Annotated in this window: 10 protein-coding genes and 1 pseudogene; 7 read left to right on the forward strand and 4 right to left on the reverse strand. The window is 59.6% G+C overall.

Going from position 1 to position 14,302, the window contains the following annotated elements; translation table 11 throughout:
• Nucleotides 1-78 precede the first annotated feature (78 nt).
• Nucleotides 79-645: a GNAT family N-acetyltransferase gene (locus PFAS1_RS13600; protein WP_076029488.1), complete on the forward strand. Its 567-nt coding sequence runs from the start codon at nucleotides 79-81 to the stop codon at nucleotides 643-645.
• 841 nt (nucleotides 646-1,486) lie between these two features.
• Here PFAS1_RS13600 and gbcA read toward each other — a convergent pair.
• Nucleotides 1,487-2,782, reverse strand: a complete 1,296-nt coding sequence (gene gbcA, locus PFAS1_RS13605) for a glycine-betaine demethylase subunit GbcA (RefSeq protein WP_038981128.1) — start codon at nucleotides 2,780-2,782, stop codon at nucleotides 1,487-1,489.
• A gap of 282 nt (nucleotides 2,783-3,064) precedes the next feature.
• Between gbcA and gbcB the strand changes: the two genes are divergently transcribed.
• Nucleotides 3,065-4,165 carry a glycine-betaine demethylase subunit GbcB gene (gene gbcB, locus PFAS1_RS13615; protein ID WP_074871501.1) on the forward strand — a complete coding sequence of 367 codons (1,101 nt, stop codon included), beginning with the start codon at nucleotides 3,065-3,067 and terminating at the stop codon, nucleotides 4,163-4,165.
• A 105-nt stretch (nucleotides 4,166-4,270) separates the two neighbouring features.
• On the opposite strand, the gene PFAS1_RS13620 is transcribed toward gbcB, so the two are convergent.
• The 3 genes and pseudogenes from PFAS1_RS13620 to PFAS1_RS13630 all read right to left on the reverse strand — a co-directional run bounded on the left by PFAS1_RS13620 (nucleotide 4,271) and on the right by PFAS1_RS13630 (nucleotide 7,136).
• Complete coding sequence (locus PFAS1_RS13620) at nucleotides 4,271-5,095, reverse strand: SDR family oxidoreductase (protein ID WP_076029489.1); 825 nt, start codon at nucleotides 5,093-5,095, stop codon at nucleotides 4,271-4,273.
• A 217-nt stretch (nucleotides 5,096-5,312) separates the two neighbouring features.
• Nucleotides 5,313-5,846: pseudogene (locus PFAS1_RS13625) on the reverse strand (REP-associated tyrosine transposase).
• A gap of 249 nt (nucleotides 5,847-6,095) precedes the next feature.
• On the reverse strand, nucleotides 6,096-7,136 hold the full coding sequence (locus PFAS1_RS13630) for a threonine aldolase family protein (RefSeq protein ID WP_046045314.1): 1,041 nt from the start codon (nucleotides 7,134-7,136) through the stop codon (nucleotides 6,096-6,098).
• Between the two features lie 131 nt (nucleotides 7,137-7,267).
• On the opposite strand from PFAS1_RS13630, the gene PFAS1_RS13635 reads away from it, so the two are divergent.
• The 5 genes from PFAS1_RS13635 to PFAS1_RS13655 all read left to right on the forward strand — a co-directional run bounded on the left by PFAS1_RS13635 (nucleotide 7,268) and on the right by PFAS1_RS13655 (nucleotide 14,155).
• On the forward strand, nucleotides 7,268-7,984 hold the full coding sequence (locus PFAS1_RS13635) for a TraX family protein (RefSeq protein WP_076029490.1): 717 nt from the start codon (nucleotides 7,268-7,270) through the stop codon (nucleotides 7,982-7,984).
• A 285-nt stretch (nucleotides 7,985-8,269) separates the two neighbouring features.
• Nucleotides 8,270-9,523, forward strand: coding sequence for a serine hydroxymethyltransferase (gene glyA / locus PFAS1_RS13640; RefSeq protein WP_074871495.1), 1,254 nt, complete (start codon nucleotides 8,270-8,272; stop codon nucleotides 9,521-9,523).
• A 23-nt stretch (nucleotides 9,524-9,546) separates the two neighbouring features.
• The gene (locus PFAS1_RS13645) at nucleotides 9,547-10,797 is read left to right on the forward strand and encodes a sarcosine oxidase subunit beta (protein ID WP_007947735.1); all 1,251 of its coding nucleotides are present in this window, start codon (nucleotides 9,547-9,549) and stop codon (nucleotides 10,795-10,797) included.
• A 14-nt stretch (nucleotides 10,798-10,811) separates the two neighbouring features.
• Nucleotides 10,812-11,141 (forward strand): sarcosine oxidase subunit delta, encoded by a 330-nt coding sequence (locus PFAS1_RS13650; protein ID WP_033053963.1) that lies wholly within the window; start codon nucleotides 10,812-10,814, stop codon nucleotides 11,139-11,141.
• Complete coding sequence (locus PFAS1_RS13655) at nucleotides 11,138-14,155, forward strand: sarcosine oxidase subunit alpha (protein ID WP_076029491.1); 3,018 nt, start codon at nucleotides 11,138-11,140, stop codon at nucleotides 14,153-14,155. Before PFAS1_RS13650 ends, PFAS1_RS13655 begins: the two co-directional genes overlap by 4 nt.
• The last annotated feature ends 147 nt before the right edge of the window (nucleotides 14,156-14,302 follow it).

Below are 14,302 nucleotides of genomic sequence, written 5' to 3' on the forward strand. Positions count from 1 at the left end.
AAGGCGGTGGTTCAGTCGACATCAATGTTGAATGTCGGGCCCCTTTCGCGAGCAAGCCCGCTCCCACAAGGAAAAAAAATGACCGTTGAATTTCGTTCGGCCCTGCGCGCGGATGCGCGGGAGATTGCTCGCTTGTTCCAGATTTCGTCGGAAGGTGCTGCGGATTACATCTGGAGCCAACTGGCGCAACCCGGTCAGGATCTACTGGACGTGGGCGCCAGTCGTTACGCCCGTGACGACGTCGATTTTTCTTATCAGAATTGCCTCATCGCCGAGGCGGATGGGGCTGTCATCGGCATGATGCACAGCTACGTGATGCGTCACGACCCGCTGGCGCCTCCAGTGACCGATCCAGTCCTGGCGCCGTACGCCAAGCTGGAAATCCCCGACACCCTCTATATTTCCAGCCTGGCGCTGCATGAAGGCTGGCGAAACCAGGGCCTGGGCAAGCAATTCCTCGCCTACGCCTACGACCGTGCCAATCAGCTGGGGCTCAATGGCTTGAGCCTGATCGACTACGCCATGAACACCGGCGCCTGTCGGTTTTACGAGCGACATGGCTTTCGTATCGTCGATACCTGCCAGATCACGCCGCATCCGATGATTCGGGTCACGGGCGAGGCCTATCTGATGTATCGGCCTTGATGAGCTACATGTTTCGATGAGCTGGCTTCTGGATCGACACGGAATGGTCTTGTTTCAACAGGACCTCATCGTGGTTACCCACAATCCCTGTTAGCGCTTCTGTGGATAACGTGTTCGCCCATCGCTACACCCCATACAAATCAGGCCCTGCAAGCCTTCGTACAAAAAACAACCAGCCTAACTTGCGGTTTTTTCAGGCTTTTTCCATAGGATAAGTTTGTGCGCGAGCCAATACTTGCCCCCAATCTCTGTTAGCGCATCTGTGGATAAGATGTTCGCTGTCCTCTACAGACCATATAAACCGGGCCTGTCAGGTGGTTGATCGAAAAACGATCAAATCATCGTTTTAAGCTGGTAAACCTTGCGCAAACCCCGATTTGTCGCGGCTTTCAACGGTTTTCCACAGATTCGCCCAAGTTGCCCCCAAAGTCTGTTGGCGCTTCTGTGGATAAGGTGTTCGCGATCTTCTGCAAGCCACGTATAACGTGCCTTTCAAGCTTCTGATTAAAAAACAACCAATCGCTGTTCAAAACCCTGCTTCTGGATAAGTCACGGATTTTATTCAGTTTCTGTGGAGAAAGTTTCCACGAAATTCACACTTGTCCCCAATAGCTGTGGGTGGAGGTGTGGATAACTTGTTTGCGGAAGGCTGGGAACCACGTGGCGTATAGGCCTGAACGTAATAGATCATATTTCGTACAGTTCTATAGGAGGAGAAGGTTTCGCGGGAGAGGGATGTAGTGACTGGGAGGGCGCTTTCGCGAGCAAGCCCGCTCCCACAAGGGATCTTCAGTGCGTCATAGATCCAGTGGGAGCGGGCTTGCTCGCGAAGCTTTTGACGTTAGCCTTGAACCGGAACGCCTTTGAGGTAAGGCGCAGGTTCCGCGCCCAGGTTGTTCAGCAAACGCTCGCTGTACCAATCCACAAAGTTCACCACGCCAAACTCATAGGTCTTGGAGTAAGGGCCTGGCTGGTAAGCCGTGGAGTTGATTCCGCGCTGGTTCTCTTCGGCCAGGCGACGGTCCTGGTCGTTGGTTGCATCCCAGACCTGGCGCATGCGCTCCACGTCGTAGTCCACGCCTTCGACCGCGTCCTTGTGGACGATCCACTTGGTGGTGACCATGGTTTCCTGCGCGCTGATCGGCCACACGGTGAACACGATGATGTGGTCGCCCATGCAGTGGTTCCAGGAGTGCGGCAGGTGCAGGATGCGCATCGAGCCCAGGTCCGGGTTCTTGATCCGGCCCATGAGTTTGGCGCAGCCTTGTTTGCCGTCCAGGGTCATCGACACGGTGCCCTTGAGCAGCGGCATGCGCACGATGCGGTTACGCAGGCCGAAGCTGGCGTGGGCGTAAGGAATCTTCTCGGCTTCCCAGGCGGCGGCAGAGGCCGCGACGTGATCCTTGAAGGCCTGGTCGGCACGCGGGTCGGTGACGTCGTCCCATTCCAGCAGGGTTTTCAGCAGTTCCGGGTGCGACGCGTTGCAGTGGTAGCACTCGCGGTTGTTTTCCAGCACCAGCTTCCAGTTGGCTTTTTCGAACAAGGTGGTCTGGATCGCCACCTTGGTGTTCTCCATGTCGTACGGTTCCATGTAATGGTTCAGCGTCGACAGGAAGTCATCAATGGCCGGCGGGTTTTCCGACAGGCTGATGAAGATGTAGCCGCCGGCAGTCTTCACGTTTACCGGTTTGAGGCCGTACTGCTTCATGTCGAAGTCGGCGCCCATTTCGGTGCCGGCGAACAGCAGGCGACCGTCCAGCTCGTAGGTCCACTGGTGGTAGTGGCAGACCAGTTTGGCGACCTTGCCTTTTTCACTGGTGCACAGACGCGAACCACGGTGGCGGCAGACGTTGTGGAATGCATGGACCACACCGTCGGCACCGCGAATCACGATGATCGGGTTCTTGCCGACTTGCAGGGTCAGGTAGTTGCCCTTGGTCGGGATTTCGCAGGTCATGCCGGCGATCAACCACTCTTTCTGAAAGATTTCCTGCATGTCGATATCAAACAGCCGCTCGTCAGAGTAAAACGGCTGCGGCAGCGAAAACGTGCGTTCGCGCTCTTGCAGCATCTGCGCGGTGGCCTTGCGTGCGGGTTCCAGTGGATCGCCCAGGCTCAGTGTAGTGGTGACGTCCATCGTGTGTTTCCTCAAGGCCATCTGCGTGGCCGCGAAAGTGGCTGATCAGGTTTGCTACGCAAGGTGTAAAGGTTGTGTCTTGGTATGGGGCGAGTGTGGGGCCGGCGCTCGCCAGAACCTTATCCATGGGCGACATGGCCAAATCTGTTCCCGACGCGCAACCCCCGGTAATTGGGGGCTGGTCGCGATAAGTATGTGAATGTCGCAGATAGGTAAATGGAGGAGCTGCGCTATACGCAGAATCGCCAACATAAAGGCCGGTAGTCGGCCGTGGAGAACAGCATGTCCAACAGCTTCCTGAACCCGGTAACCACCCAGACCTGGGCCAATGGTCGACACATTGTCCGTTGCGTCAAAGTCATCCAGGAAACCTGGGATGTGCGCACCTTCTGCTTTATGGCCGACCAGCCAATCCTGTTCTTCTTCAAGCCGGGGCAGTTTGTCACCCTGGAGCTGGAAATTGACGGCGTGCCGATCATGCGCTCCTACACCATTTCCAGCTCGCCATCGGTGCCGTACAGCTTTTCGGTGACCATCAAGCGTGTGCCGGGCGGCAAAGTGTCGAACTGGCTGCACGACACCCTGCACGAAGGCCAGGAGCTGGCGGTGCACGGGCCGGTCGGGCTGTTCAACGCCATGGATTTCACTGCGCCGAAGGTGCTGTACCTCAGCGGTGGCGTCGGTATCACACCGGTCATGTCGATGGCGCGCTGGTTCTACGACACCAACGGCAACGTCGACATGGTCTTCGTCCATAGCGCCCGCTCGCCCAAAGACATCATTTACCATCGCGAGCTGGAACACATGGCGTCGCGGATCGATAACTTCAGCCTGCACCTGATCTGCGAGAAGCATGGTCTGGGCGAACCGTGGGCCGGTTATCGCGGTTACCTGAACCACAAGATGCTTGAGCTGATGGCGCCGGACTTCCTTGAGCGGGAAGTTTTCTGCTGCGGCCCGACGCCGTATATGAATGCGGTCAAGCGCATGCTCGAGTCAGTCGGCTTCGACATGTCGCGTTACCACGAGGAGTCGTTCGGCGCTACGCCACCGGAAGCCCGTGCCGATGCGGTGGAGCAAGCCGAAATCGCCGCAGACGCACCGGACATCGACGTGGCGGACCTGCACCAGGTGGAATTCACCGCGTCCGGGAAAAGCATTCGTGTGGCGCCGGGTGAAACCGTGCATGCCGCCGCTGCCAAATTGGGGCTGTTGATTCCGAAGGCTTGCGGGATGGGGATCTGCGGGACGTGCAAGGTGATGAAGCTGGGCGGTGAGGTCGAAATGGACCACAACGGCGGGATCACCGAGGAAGATGAAGCGGAAGGGTTCATTCTTTCGTGCTGCAGCGTGCCGAAGGGCGACGTGCGCATCGAGTTCTAAACCTGTGGGAGCGGGCTTGCTCGCGAAGACGGCGGTACAGTCAACATTGATGTCGCCTGACACACCGCTTTCGCGAGCAAGCCCGCTCCCACAATGGTTAGTATTTCAGTCCACAAACAGGTCTGGCATCAACTTGTCGTTGGTGCCGGGCTCAAAGCGGTAATGATCGAATTCGGTCACCCCGTGCTCCCGCAAAATCTCCTCATCAATCAGCAATCGCCCCGTCATGCTGCGACCGCTGCTGCTCAAAATCACATGGGCGGCATCGGCCATGATCGCGGGCGTGCGCGCATGCTTGAACGACTCACGTGAGCCGAGCTGAAACTCGATGGCGGCAGTGGCGATCATCGTTTGCGGCCACAGGGAATTTACGCTGATGCCGTAGTTCTTGAATTCCTCGCTCATGCCCAATGTCAGCATGCTCATGCCGTATTTGGTCACCGTGTAGGGGCTGTACTGGGCGAACCATTTGCTTGCCAGATTCAGTGGCGGGGAAAGATTGAGGATGTGTCCGCTGCTTTTCTTCAGATAGGGCAGGGCGGCCTGGCTGCACAGCAGGACGGCGCGGGTGTTGATCTGGTGCATCAGGTCGAAGCGCTTGAGCTCGATGTGTTGAACCCCGGTCAACTTGATCGCCCCGGCATTGTTGATCAGCGCATCAATACCGCCGAAATGCTCGTCAGCCTTGGCCAGCGCCTCACGCACTGCGACTTCATCGCGCACATCCACCTGCAAGGCCAGCGCCTTGCCGCCCGCGGCTTCGACTTCCGCGGCCACGCTGAAAATGGTGCCGGGCAGTTTGGGGTGAGGGGTGGCGCTTTTGGCGGCAATCACAATGTTGGCCCCATCCCGCGCAGCCCGCAGCGCGATCTCACGACCAATCCCGCGGCTCGCGCCGGTGATGAACAGGGTTTTGCCTTGTAAAGACATGCGTGCGCTCCTGATTATTATTGTCTGAGCGGATTAATGTAGACCAAGGCGCACGCCACGGTTGATCGTTCCCACGCTTTGCGTGGGAATGCCTCTCGGGACGCTCCGCGTTCCTGCCTCACCGCTGATGTAATGCCGAACACCGTTGTGACGCAGAGCGTCACGGGCTGCATTCCCACGCGGAGCGTGGGAACGATCAGGTGGAGGACCGTACGCCTCAATACCAGCGCTGAATCTCGATCAGGCCTTCCATCCCCGCATAGTTCCTCGCACTGGAGTAACGCCACTGCTCCGGCAAATTCACATACCCACGCTTAACCGGGTTGAAATGAATGTAATCCAGCTTCTGACGCATCACCGTTTCGCTGTACACCATCTCTGCGTGCGAACCTTCCTGCCACAGCTGATAAACCCGGTCCTGCTTATGCGCGCGTTTGCTGAAACGCAGGCGCTGCAATGCGCGATCGGCGCCTTTGCTTTGCAGGTCGTTGATGATTTGTCGGGCGGTGAAGGATTTGAACTGGCTGAGGCATTTGTTGAGGTCTGGAGCTTCTGCAACAAAGTGCAGATGGTTTTCCAGGACGACATAGCCCTACAGCTTTAGATCTTGATGGGTTTGTTGATAGCGCCAGCAATTGAGCAGGTGATCGACGATGTACGGTCGGATGAACAGCGGGAGCCATTCCATGAGGGTGCAGGTGAGGAAGTGCGGTTTGTCGGGTTCAGTGATGGTGTAGCGGCTTCGGCCCATGGGTGCATTCCTTTGCGCGGGAATGACTAGGGTGGGCGCCGTAATGCGATGTCGCTAGCAGACAGCGCCGCGGAGCGAGTGGGAAATTGCGACGCGCCCGTAATGATCGTTCCCACGCTCTGCGTGGGAATGCAGCCCCTGACGCTCTGCGTCACAACAATGTCAGGCATCGCGTCGGTTGTGAGGCAGGAACGCGGAGCGTCCCGAGAGGCATTCCCACGCGGAGCGTGGGAACGATCATGAGGGAAGTTAGCGGGACATGACTTCGCGAATATCCGCCGCCAGTTCGCGTACGCGTTCTTCTTCGGTGTCCCACGAGCACATGAAGCGTGCGCCGCCGTTGCCGATGAAGGTGTAGAAGCGCCAGCCCTTGGCGGTCAGTGCGGCAATCGCTGGTTCGGAGAGTTGCAGGAACACGCCGTTGGCCTGTACCGGGAACATCAGTTCCACGCCGGGAATATCGCTGACCAGTTCAGCCAATAGCTGAGCGCAATGGTTGGCGTGGCGGGCGTATTTGAGCCAGGCGTCGTTTTCCAGAATCCCGACCCATGGCGCCGACAGGAAGCGCATCTTCGAGGCCAGTTGGCCGGCCTGTTTGCAGCGGTAGTCGAAGTCTTCGGCCAGTTTGTGGTTAAAGAACAGAATCGCTTCCCCCACCGCCATGCCGTTTTTCGTGCCGCCGAAGCACAACACGTCGACGCCGGCCTTCCAGGTCAGGTCGGCTGGCGAACAGCCGAGAAAGGCGCACGCATTGGAGAAGCGCGCGCCGTCCATGTGCAGGTTCAGGCCCAGCTCCTTGCACGTGGCGCTGATGGCGCGGATTTCTTCCGGGGTGTAGACGCTGCCCACTTCGGTCGCCTGGGTCAGGGTCACGACGCGCGGTTTCGGGTAGTGGATGTCCTGGCGCTTGAGCGCAATTTCGCGGATCGATTCCGGGGTCAGCTTGCCGTTTTCAGTGCGGGCGATGAGCAGTTTGGAACCGTTGGAAAAGAATTCCGGGGCGCCGCATTCGTCGGTTTCGACGTGGGCGGTTTCCGAGCAGATCACGCTGTGGTAACTCTGGCACAGCGACGACAGGGCCAGGGAGTTGGCCGCGGTGCCGTTGAAGGCGAAGAACACTTCGCAGTCGGTTTCGAACAGTTTGCGAAAATCGTCGGACGCGCGTGCGGTCCATTCGTCGTCGCCATAGGCGCGTTGGTGGCCGTGGTTGGCCTGTTCCATGGCAGCCCAGGCTTCAGGGCAGATACCGGAATAGTTGTCGCTGGCGAATTGTTGGCTCTTATCGGTCATGGCCGGCTTCCGTGGTCGAGGCTCTTATGGTGAAGAGCTTCGTGGTCAATGATGATGCGCACTTTACCCAAGATCGTCAGGAGAGCACACGGGATGATGCTGTCAGAAAAATACAAGGACGACGGGCAATTATGCACATGACGCAAAGGGATGGGGCGCTGGATCTGCTCAAGTGGCTGGCGCTGCTGAGCATGGTGCTCGATCACCTGCGATATGTCGGGTATTCCGTCGATCTGCTGTATATACCTGGACGGTTGGCATTCCCGTGGTTCTGTCTGGCGATGGCCGCAAACCTGGCGCGGGCCCGCGCGGTGACGAACGACGGCCAGTGGCGTTATCTGGGGTGGTTGCTGCTGTTTAGCGCCATCAGCGAAATCCCGTACAGGATGTTCATTCCTGATCCCGGGACCTTGAATGTGCTTCCCACGTTGGTCCTGGGATTACTGGTGACCCGTGGCTGGCAGGACCGAACCCTGCAAATGCGACTGTTGGCGGCTGGTGCCTTGTTGCTGGCGGCGCTATTCCCGGAGCGGTTGATGTTCGGCTTCTTCGGTGTGCTGTTGCCGCTGGCGATGTTGCTGGTGATCGGACGGCCCTGGTATTTCGCCCTGTTGCCGGGGTTGGTCTGCCTGGCGGCCAATCAGTGGCCAGTGCTGTATTCCTCGGCGCGGTTTCACAATGTTGAAGCCATCCTTGGTATCGCCGCTTGTCTGATTGCGCCATTGCTGGGGCTGCTCTTGTTGCGACAGGCCAAGCATCTCAAGCCACCGCCGATGCGGCGTTGGGCGTATGCGCTCTATCCCGCGCATTTCCTGCTGTTGCTCGCAGTTCGCCAAGTCATCACCTGACCCCTGTGGGAGCGGGCTTGCTCGCGAATGCGCCGGGCCAGTCAGCATCAGTGTTGGATGACAAACCGCATTCGCGAGCAAGCCCGCTCCCACAGGGGATCTTTGTTGGTTCAAAGGTTGTGTTAGGCCAGCCATTTCGGTCCATGTCGTAAACGCACCTTTGCGTGGCGTCCGTAGGCATTTGGCCTGTCTGCGCCGGTCATACCATCGCATTCAAAGGGCACTGTCGAAACACCAGTGCCTTACCGAGACGAATGGCGCATAGATGCCGCTGGGAGAGACGCGATGTTCAGCAAGCAAGACCAGATCCAGGGTTACGACGATGCACTGCTGGCGGCGATGAATGCCGAGGAGCAACGCCAGGAAGATCACATCGAGCTGATCGCGTCCGAGAACTACACCAGCAAGCGCGTGATGGAAGCGCAAGGCAGCGGCCTGACCAACAAATACGCCGAAGGCTATCCGGGCAAGCGTTACTACGGTGGCTGTGAGCACGTCGATAAAGTTGAAGCGCTGGCCATCGAACGCGCCAAGCAACTGTTCGGTGCCGACTACGCCAACGTGCAGCCGCACTCCGGTTCTTCCGCCAACAGCGCCGTTTACCTGGCCCTGATCCAGCCGGGCGATACCATTCTCGGCATGAGCCTGGCTCACGGCGGTCACTTGACCCACGGCGCGAAAGTGTCGTCCTCGGGCAAGCTCTACAACGCCGTGCAGTACGGCATCGACACCAAGACCGGGTTGATCGACTACGACGAAGTTGAACGTCTGGCCGTCGAGTGCAAGCCGAAAATGATCGTCGCCGGGTTCTCGGCTTACTCCAAGACCCTCGACTTCCCGCGCTTCCGGCAGATTGCCGACAAGGTCGGTGCGCTGCTGTTCGTCGACATGGCCCACGTGGCCGGTCTGGTTGCCGCTGGCCTGTACCCGAATCCGCTGCCGTACGCTGACGTGGTCACCACCACCACCCACAAGACCCTGCGCGGTCCACGTGGCGGGTTGATCCTGGCCAAGTCCAACGAAGAGATCGAGAAAAAGCTCAACGCCGCGGTGTTCCCCGGCGCACAGGGCGGCCCGCTGATGCACGTGATCGCTGGTAAAGCGGTGTGCTTCAAGGAAGCGCTGGAGCCTGGTTTCAAGGCCTACCAGCAACAAGTGATCGACAACGCCCAGGCCATGGCCGGCGTATTTATCAAACGCGGCTACGATGTAGTGTCCGGCGGCACCGATAACCACCTGTTCCTGGTCAGCCTGATTCGTCAGGGCCTCACCGGCAAAGACGCGGATGCAGCACTCGGTCGCGCCCACATCACTGTGAACAAGAACGCTGTCCCGAACGATCCACAGTCGCCGTTCGTGACCTCCGGCCTGCGCATCGGCACCCCGGCGGTGACCACTCGCGGCTTCAAGGTGACCCAGTGCGTCGAGTTGGCCGGCTGGATTTGCGACATCCTCGACAACCTCGGCGACGCCGATGTCGAGGCCAATGTTGCGCAGCACGTTTCGGCCTTGTGCGCGGACTTCCCGGTTTATCGCTGAGCGCGGTTTTGGAGTAAATGACTATGCAACGCTACTCGGGCTTCGGCCTCTTCAAACACTCCCTCAGCCATCACGAAAACTGGCAGAAGATGTGGCGCACGCCGACCCCTAAAAAGGTCTATGACGTGGTCATCGTCGGCGGTGGCGGGCATGGTCTGGCGACCGCCTACTACCTGGCCAAAGAGCACGGCATCACTAACGTGGCCGTGGTCGAGAAAGGCTGGCTGGGCGGCGGTAACACCGCGCGCAACACCACCATCGTTCGCTCCAACTACCTGTGGGACGAGTCGGCGCACCTGTACGAACACGCGATGAAATTGTGGGAAGGCCTGTCCCAGGACCTGAACTACAACGTGATGTTCTCCCAGCGCGGCGTTTACAACCTGTGCCACACGCTTCAAGACATCCGTGATTCCGAGCGTCGGGTCAGCGCCAACCGCCTCAACGGCGTGGACGGTGAGCTGCTCGATGCCAAGCAAGTAGCCGACGAGATTCCGTACCTCGACTGCTCGAAAAACACTCGCTACCCGGTGATGGGCGCCACCGTCCAGCGTCGCGGCGGCGTGGCCCGTCACGATGCCGTGGCGTGGGGCTTTGCCCGTGCCGCCGATGCCTTGGGCGTGGACCTGATCCAGCAGACCGAAGTGATCGGTTTCCGCAAGGAAAACGGCGTGTGCATCGGTGTCGAAACCAACAAGGGCTTCATCGGCGCCAAGCGCGTCGGTGTGGTCACCGCCGGTAACTCCGGGCACATGGCCAAACTCGCCGGTTTCCGTCTGCCGATCGAATCGCACCCGCTGCAAGCGCTGGTGTCCGAGCCGATCAAGCCGATTATCGACAGCGTGATCATGTCCAACGCCGTACACGGTTACATCAGCCAGTCCGACAAGGGCGACCTGGTGATCGGCGCCGGTATCGACGGCTACAACGGCTACGGCCAGCGTGGTTCGTACCCGGTGATCGAGCACACCATTCAAGCCATCGTCGAGATGTTCCCGGTGTTGTCCCGCGTGCGCATGAACCGTCAGTGGGGCGGTATCGTCGACACCACGCCGGACGCCTGCCCGATCATCTCGAAAACCCCGGTTCCGAACATGTTCTTCAACTGCGGTTGGGGCACCGGTGGCTTCAAGGCAACACCTGGCTCGGGCAACGTGTTTGCCGCGAGTCTGGCCAAGGGTGAAATGCACCCATTGGCTGCACCTTTCTCCATCGACCGTTTCCACAACGGTGCGTTGATCGATGAACACGGCGCTGCTGCGGTTGCCCACTAACAGGAGAAATCCCCATGTTGCATATCTTCTGTCCTCACTGCGGCGAACTGCGCTCCGAAGAGGAATTCCACGCATCCGGCCAGGCGCACATCCCGCGTCCACTGGATCCGAACAGCTGCACCGACGAGGAGTGGGGCGACTACATGTTCTTCCGCGACAACCCTCGCGGTCTGCACCACGAGCTGTGGGATCACGTCGCCGGTTGCCGTCAGTACTTCAACGCCACCCGTGACACCGTGACCTACGAGATTCTCGAAACCTACAAGATCGGCGCCAAGCCACAATTCACCGACAAGACCGATAGCCCGAAAGCGGCCGCCACGGCTCTGGGAGAGAAGGTATGAGCCAGATCAATCGCCTGTCCAACGGCGGACGCATCGACCGTAACAAAGTGCTGAGCTTCACCTTCAACGGCCAGACCTACAAAGGCTTTGAGGGCGATTCTTTGGCCGCGGCCTTGCTGGCCAACGGTGTCGATATCATCGGTCGTAGCTTCAAGTACTCGCGTCCACGCGGCATCTTCGCCGCCGGTGCCGAAGAGCCGAACGCCGTGCTGCAGATCGGCGCGACCGAAGCCACGCAGATCCCGAACGTACGCGCCACGCAACAAGCGCTGTATCAAGGTTTGGTCGCCACCAGCACCAACGGCTGGCCGAGCGTGAACAACGACATGATGGGGATTCTCGGCAAGGTCGGCGGCAAGCTGATGCCGCCGGGCTTCTACTACAAAACCTTCATGTACCCGCAATCGTTCTGGATGACTTACGAGAAGTACATTCGTAAGGCTGCTGGTCTTGGCCGCTCGCCGACCGAGAACGATCCGGACACCTACGACTACATGAACCAGCACTGCGACGTGCTGATCGTCGGCGCTGGCCCTGCTGGCCTGGCCGCTGCACTGGCAGCTGCCCGCAGCGGTGCCCGTGTGATCCTGGCCGATGAACAGGAAGAGTTCGGCGGCAGCCTGCTCGATTCCCGCGAAAGCCTCGACGGCAAGCCTGCCACCGAGTGGGTTGCCAGCGTCATCACCGAGCTGAAAAATACCCCGGACGTGTTGCTGTTGCCCCGCGCCACAGTCAATGGTTACCACGACCACAACTTCCTGACCATTCACGAGCGCCTCACCGATCACCTCGGCGACCGCGCCCCGATCGGCCAGGTGCGTCAGCGCATCCACCGGGTTCGCGCCAAGCGTGTCGTGCTGGCGACCGGTACTCACGAGCGTCCACTGGTTTACGGCAACAACGACGTGCCGGGCAACATGCTCGCCGGCGCTGTGTCGACTTACGTGCGTCGTTACGGCGTGGCACCGGGCAAGAAACTGGTGCTGTCGACCAACAACGATCACGCCTATCGCGTTGCACTGGATTGGCTCGACGCCAGCCTGCAAGTCGTGGCGATCGCCGACGCCCGCAGCAACCCTCGCGGTGCGCTGGTGGAAGAAGCGCGCGCCAAGGGCATCCGCATCCTGACCGGCAGCGCTGTGATCGAGGCCCGTGGCAGCAAGCACGTCACCGCCGCTCGCGTTGCCGCGATCGATGTCAAAGCACACACCGTGACCAGCCCGGGCGAGTGGCTCGATTGCGACCTGGTCGCCAGTTCTGGCGGTTACAGCCCGGTGGTTCACCTGGCGTCGCACTTGGGTGGCAAGCCGATCTGGCGTGAAGACATCCTCGGTTTCGTACCGGGCGAAGCACCGCAGAAACGCGTGTGCGTAGGTGGCATCAACGGCGTCTATGGCCTCGGCGATTCCCTGGTCGATGGTTTTGCAGGTGGTGCTCGCGCCGCCAGCGAAGCCGGTTTCAGCGTGGTCGAAGGCACCTTGCCGAAAGCCCTGAGCCGTCTGGAAGAGCCAACACTGGCGCTGTTCCAGGTGCCGCATGAAAAGAACACCGCACGTGCGCCGAAGCAATTCGTCGACCTGCAGAACGACGTCACCGCTGCCGCCATCGAACTGGCGACCCGCGAAGGTTTCGAGTCGGTCGAGCACGTCAAGCGCTATACCGCACTGGGCTTCGGTACGGACCAGGGCAAGCTCGGCAACGTCAACGGCCTGGCCATCGCCGCCCGTTCGTTGAACGTGACCATCCCGCAGATGGGCACCACCATGTTCCGTCCGAACTACACGCCGGTAACCTTCGGCGCCGTGGCCGGCCGTCACTGTGGGCACATCTTCGAGCCGGTACGTTTCACCGCGCTGCATCACTGGCATGTGAAGAATGGCGCTGAATTTGAAGACGTTGGTCAGTGGAAGCGTCCTTGGTACTTCCCGAAAAACGGTGAAGACCTGCACACCGCCGTGAAGCGTGAATGCAAAGCCGTGCGCGACAGCGTCGGCCTGCTGGACGCTTCGACCCTGGGCAAAATCGACATCCAGGGCCCGGATTCGCGTGAGTTCCTCAACCGCATCTACACCAACGCCTGGACCAAGCTCGACGTGGGCAAGGCCCGCTACGGCCTGATGTGCAAAGAAGACGGCATGGTGTTCGACGACGGCGTTACCGCTTGTCTCGCCGACAACCATTTCGTGATGACCACCACCACCGGCGGCGCTGCACGCGTGCTGCAATGGCTGGAAATCTACCACCAGACCGAATGGCCAGATCTGAAGGTGTATTTCACGTCCGTGACGGATCACTGGGCAACCATGACCCTGTCCGGGCCGAACAGCCGCAAGCTGCTCAGCGAAGTCACCGACATCGACCTGAGCAACGAAGCCTTCCCGTTCATGACCTGGAAAGAAGGCCTGGTCGGCGGTGTGCCGGCGCGGGTGTTCCGGATTTCGTTTACCGGTGAACTGTCGTACGAAGTCAACGTTCAGGCCGACTACGCCATGGGCGTTCTGGAAAAAATCGTCGAGGCCGGCAAGAAGTACAACTTGACGCCTTACGGCACCGAAACCATGCACGTTCTGCGGGCGGAGAAGGGCTTCATCATCGTCGGTCAGGACACTGACAGCTCGATGACCCCGGATGACCTGAACATGGGCTGGTGTGTCGGTCGCACCAAACCGTTCTCGTGGATCGGCTGGCGTGGCATGAACCGCGAAGACTGCGTGCGTGATCAGCGCAAACAGCTGGTCGGTCTGAAGCCGATCGATCCGACCAAATGGCTGCCGGAAGGGGCGCAATTGGTGTTCAACACCAAGCAAACCATTCCGATGACCATGGTCGGTCACGTGACTTCCAGTTACCTGCACAACTCCCTGGGCTATTCGTTTGCCATGGGTGTGGTCAAGGGCGGCTTGAAGCGCATGGGTGAGCGGGTGTTCGCACCGCTGGCCGACGGCAGCGTGATCGAGGCGGAAATCGTTTCTTCGGTGTTCTTCGATCCGAAAGGCGATCGCCAGAACGTCTAACGGCCCTAGATCTTGTGGGTGGGCAATGACACCGAGTCGGCCCATTCGCGAGCAAGCCCGCTCCCACAGGGGACCGCGGTCGAAATGTGGGAGCGGGCTTGCTCGCGAAGACGGCAGCCCAGTCACCATAAGGGTTGAGACCAACCG

The organism is Pseudomonas frederiksbergensis (genome assembly GCF_001952935.1).
Taxonomy (GTDB): Bacteria; Pseudomonadota; Gammaproteobacteria; order Pseudomonadales; family Pseudomonadaceae; genus Aquipseudomonas; species Aquipseudomonas frederiksbergensis.

Coding starts and splice junctions, on each gene's coding strand:
- PFAS1_RS13650 (WP_033053963.1), top strand. CDS start 10,812: ATGTTGCATATCTTCTGTCCTCACTGCGGCGAACTGCGCTCCGAAGAG.
- PFAS1_RS13655 (WP_076029491.1), top strand. CDS start 11,138: ATGAGCCAGATCAATCGCCTGTCCAACGGCGGACGCATCGACCGTAAC.
- gbcA (WP_038981128.1), bottom strand. CDS start 2,782: ATGGACGTCACCACTACACTGAGCCTGGGCGATCCACTGGAACCCGCA.
- PFAS1_RS13630 (WP_046045314.1), bottom strand. CDS start 7,136: ATGACCGATAAGAGCCAACAATTCGCCAGCGACAACTATTCCGGTATC.
- gbcB (WP_074871501.1), top strand. CDS start 3,065: ATGTCCAACAGCTTCCTGAACCCGGTAACCACCCAGACCTGGGCCAAT.
- PFAS1_RS13635 (WP_076029490.1), top strand. CDS start 7,268: ATGCACATGACGCAAAGGGATGGGGCGCTGGATCTGCTCAAGTGGCTG.
- PFAS1_RS13600 (WP_076029488.1), top strand. CDS start 79: ATGACCGTTGAATTTCGTTCGGCCCTGCGCGCGGATGCGCGGGAGATT.
- PFAS1_RS13620 (WP_076029489.1), bottom strand. CDS start 5,095: ATGTCTTTACAAGGCAAAACCCTGTTCATCACCGGCGCGAGCCGCGGG.
- PFAS1_RS13645 (WP_007947735.1), top strand. CDS start 9,547: ATGCAACGCTACTCGGGCTTCGGCCTCTTCAAACACTCCCTCAGCCAT.
- glyA (WP_074871495.1), top strand. CDS start 8,270: ATGTTCAGCAAGCAAGACCAGATCCAGGGTTACGACGATGCACTGCTG.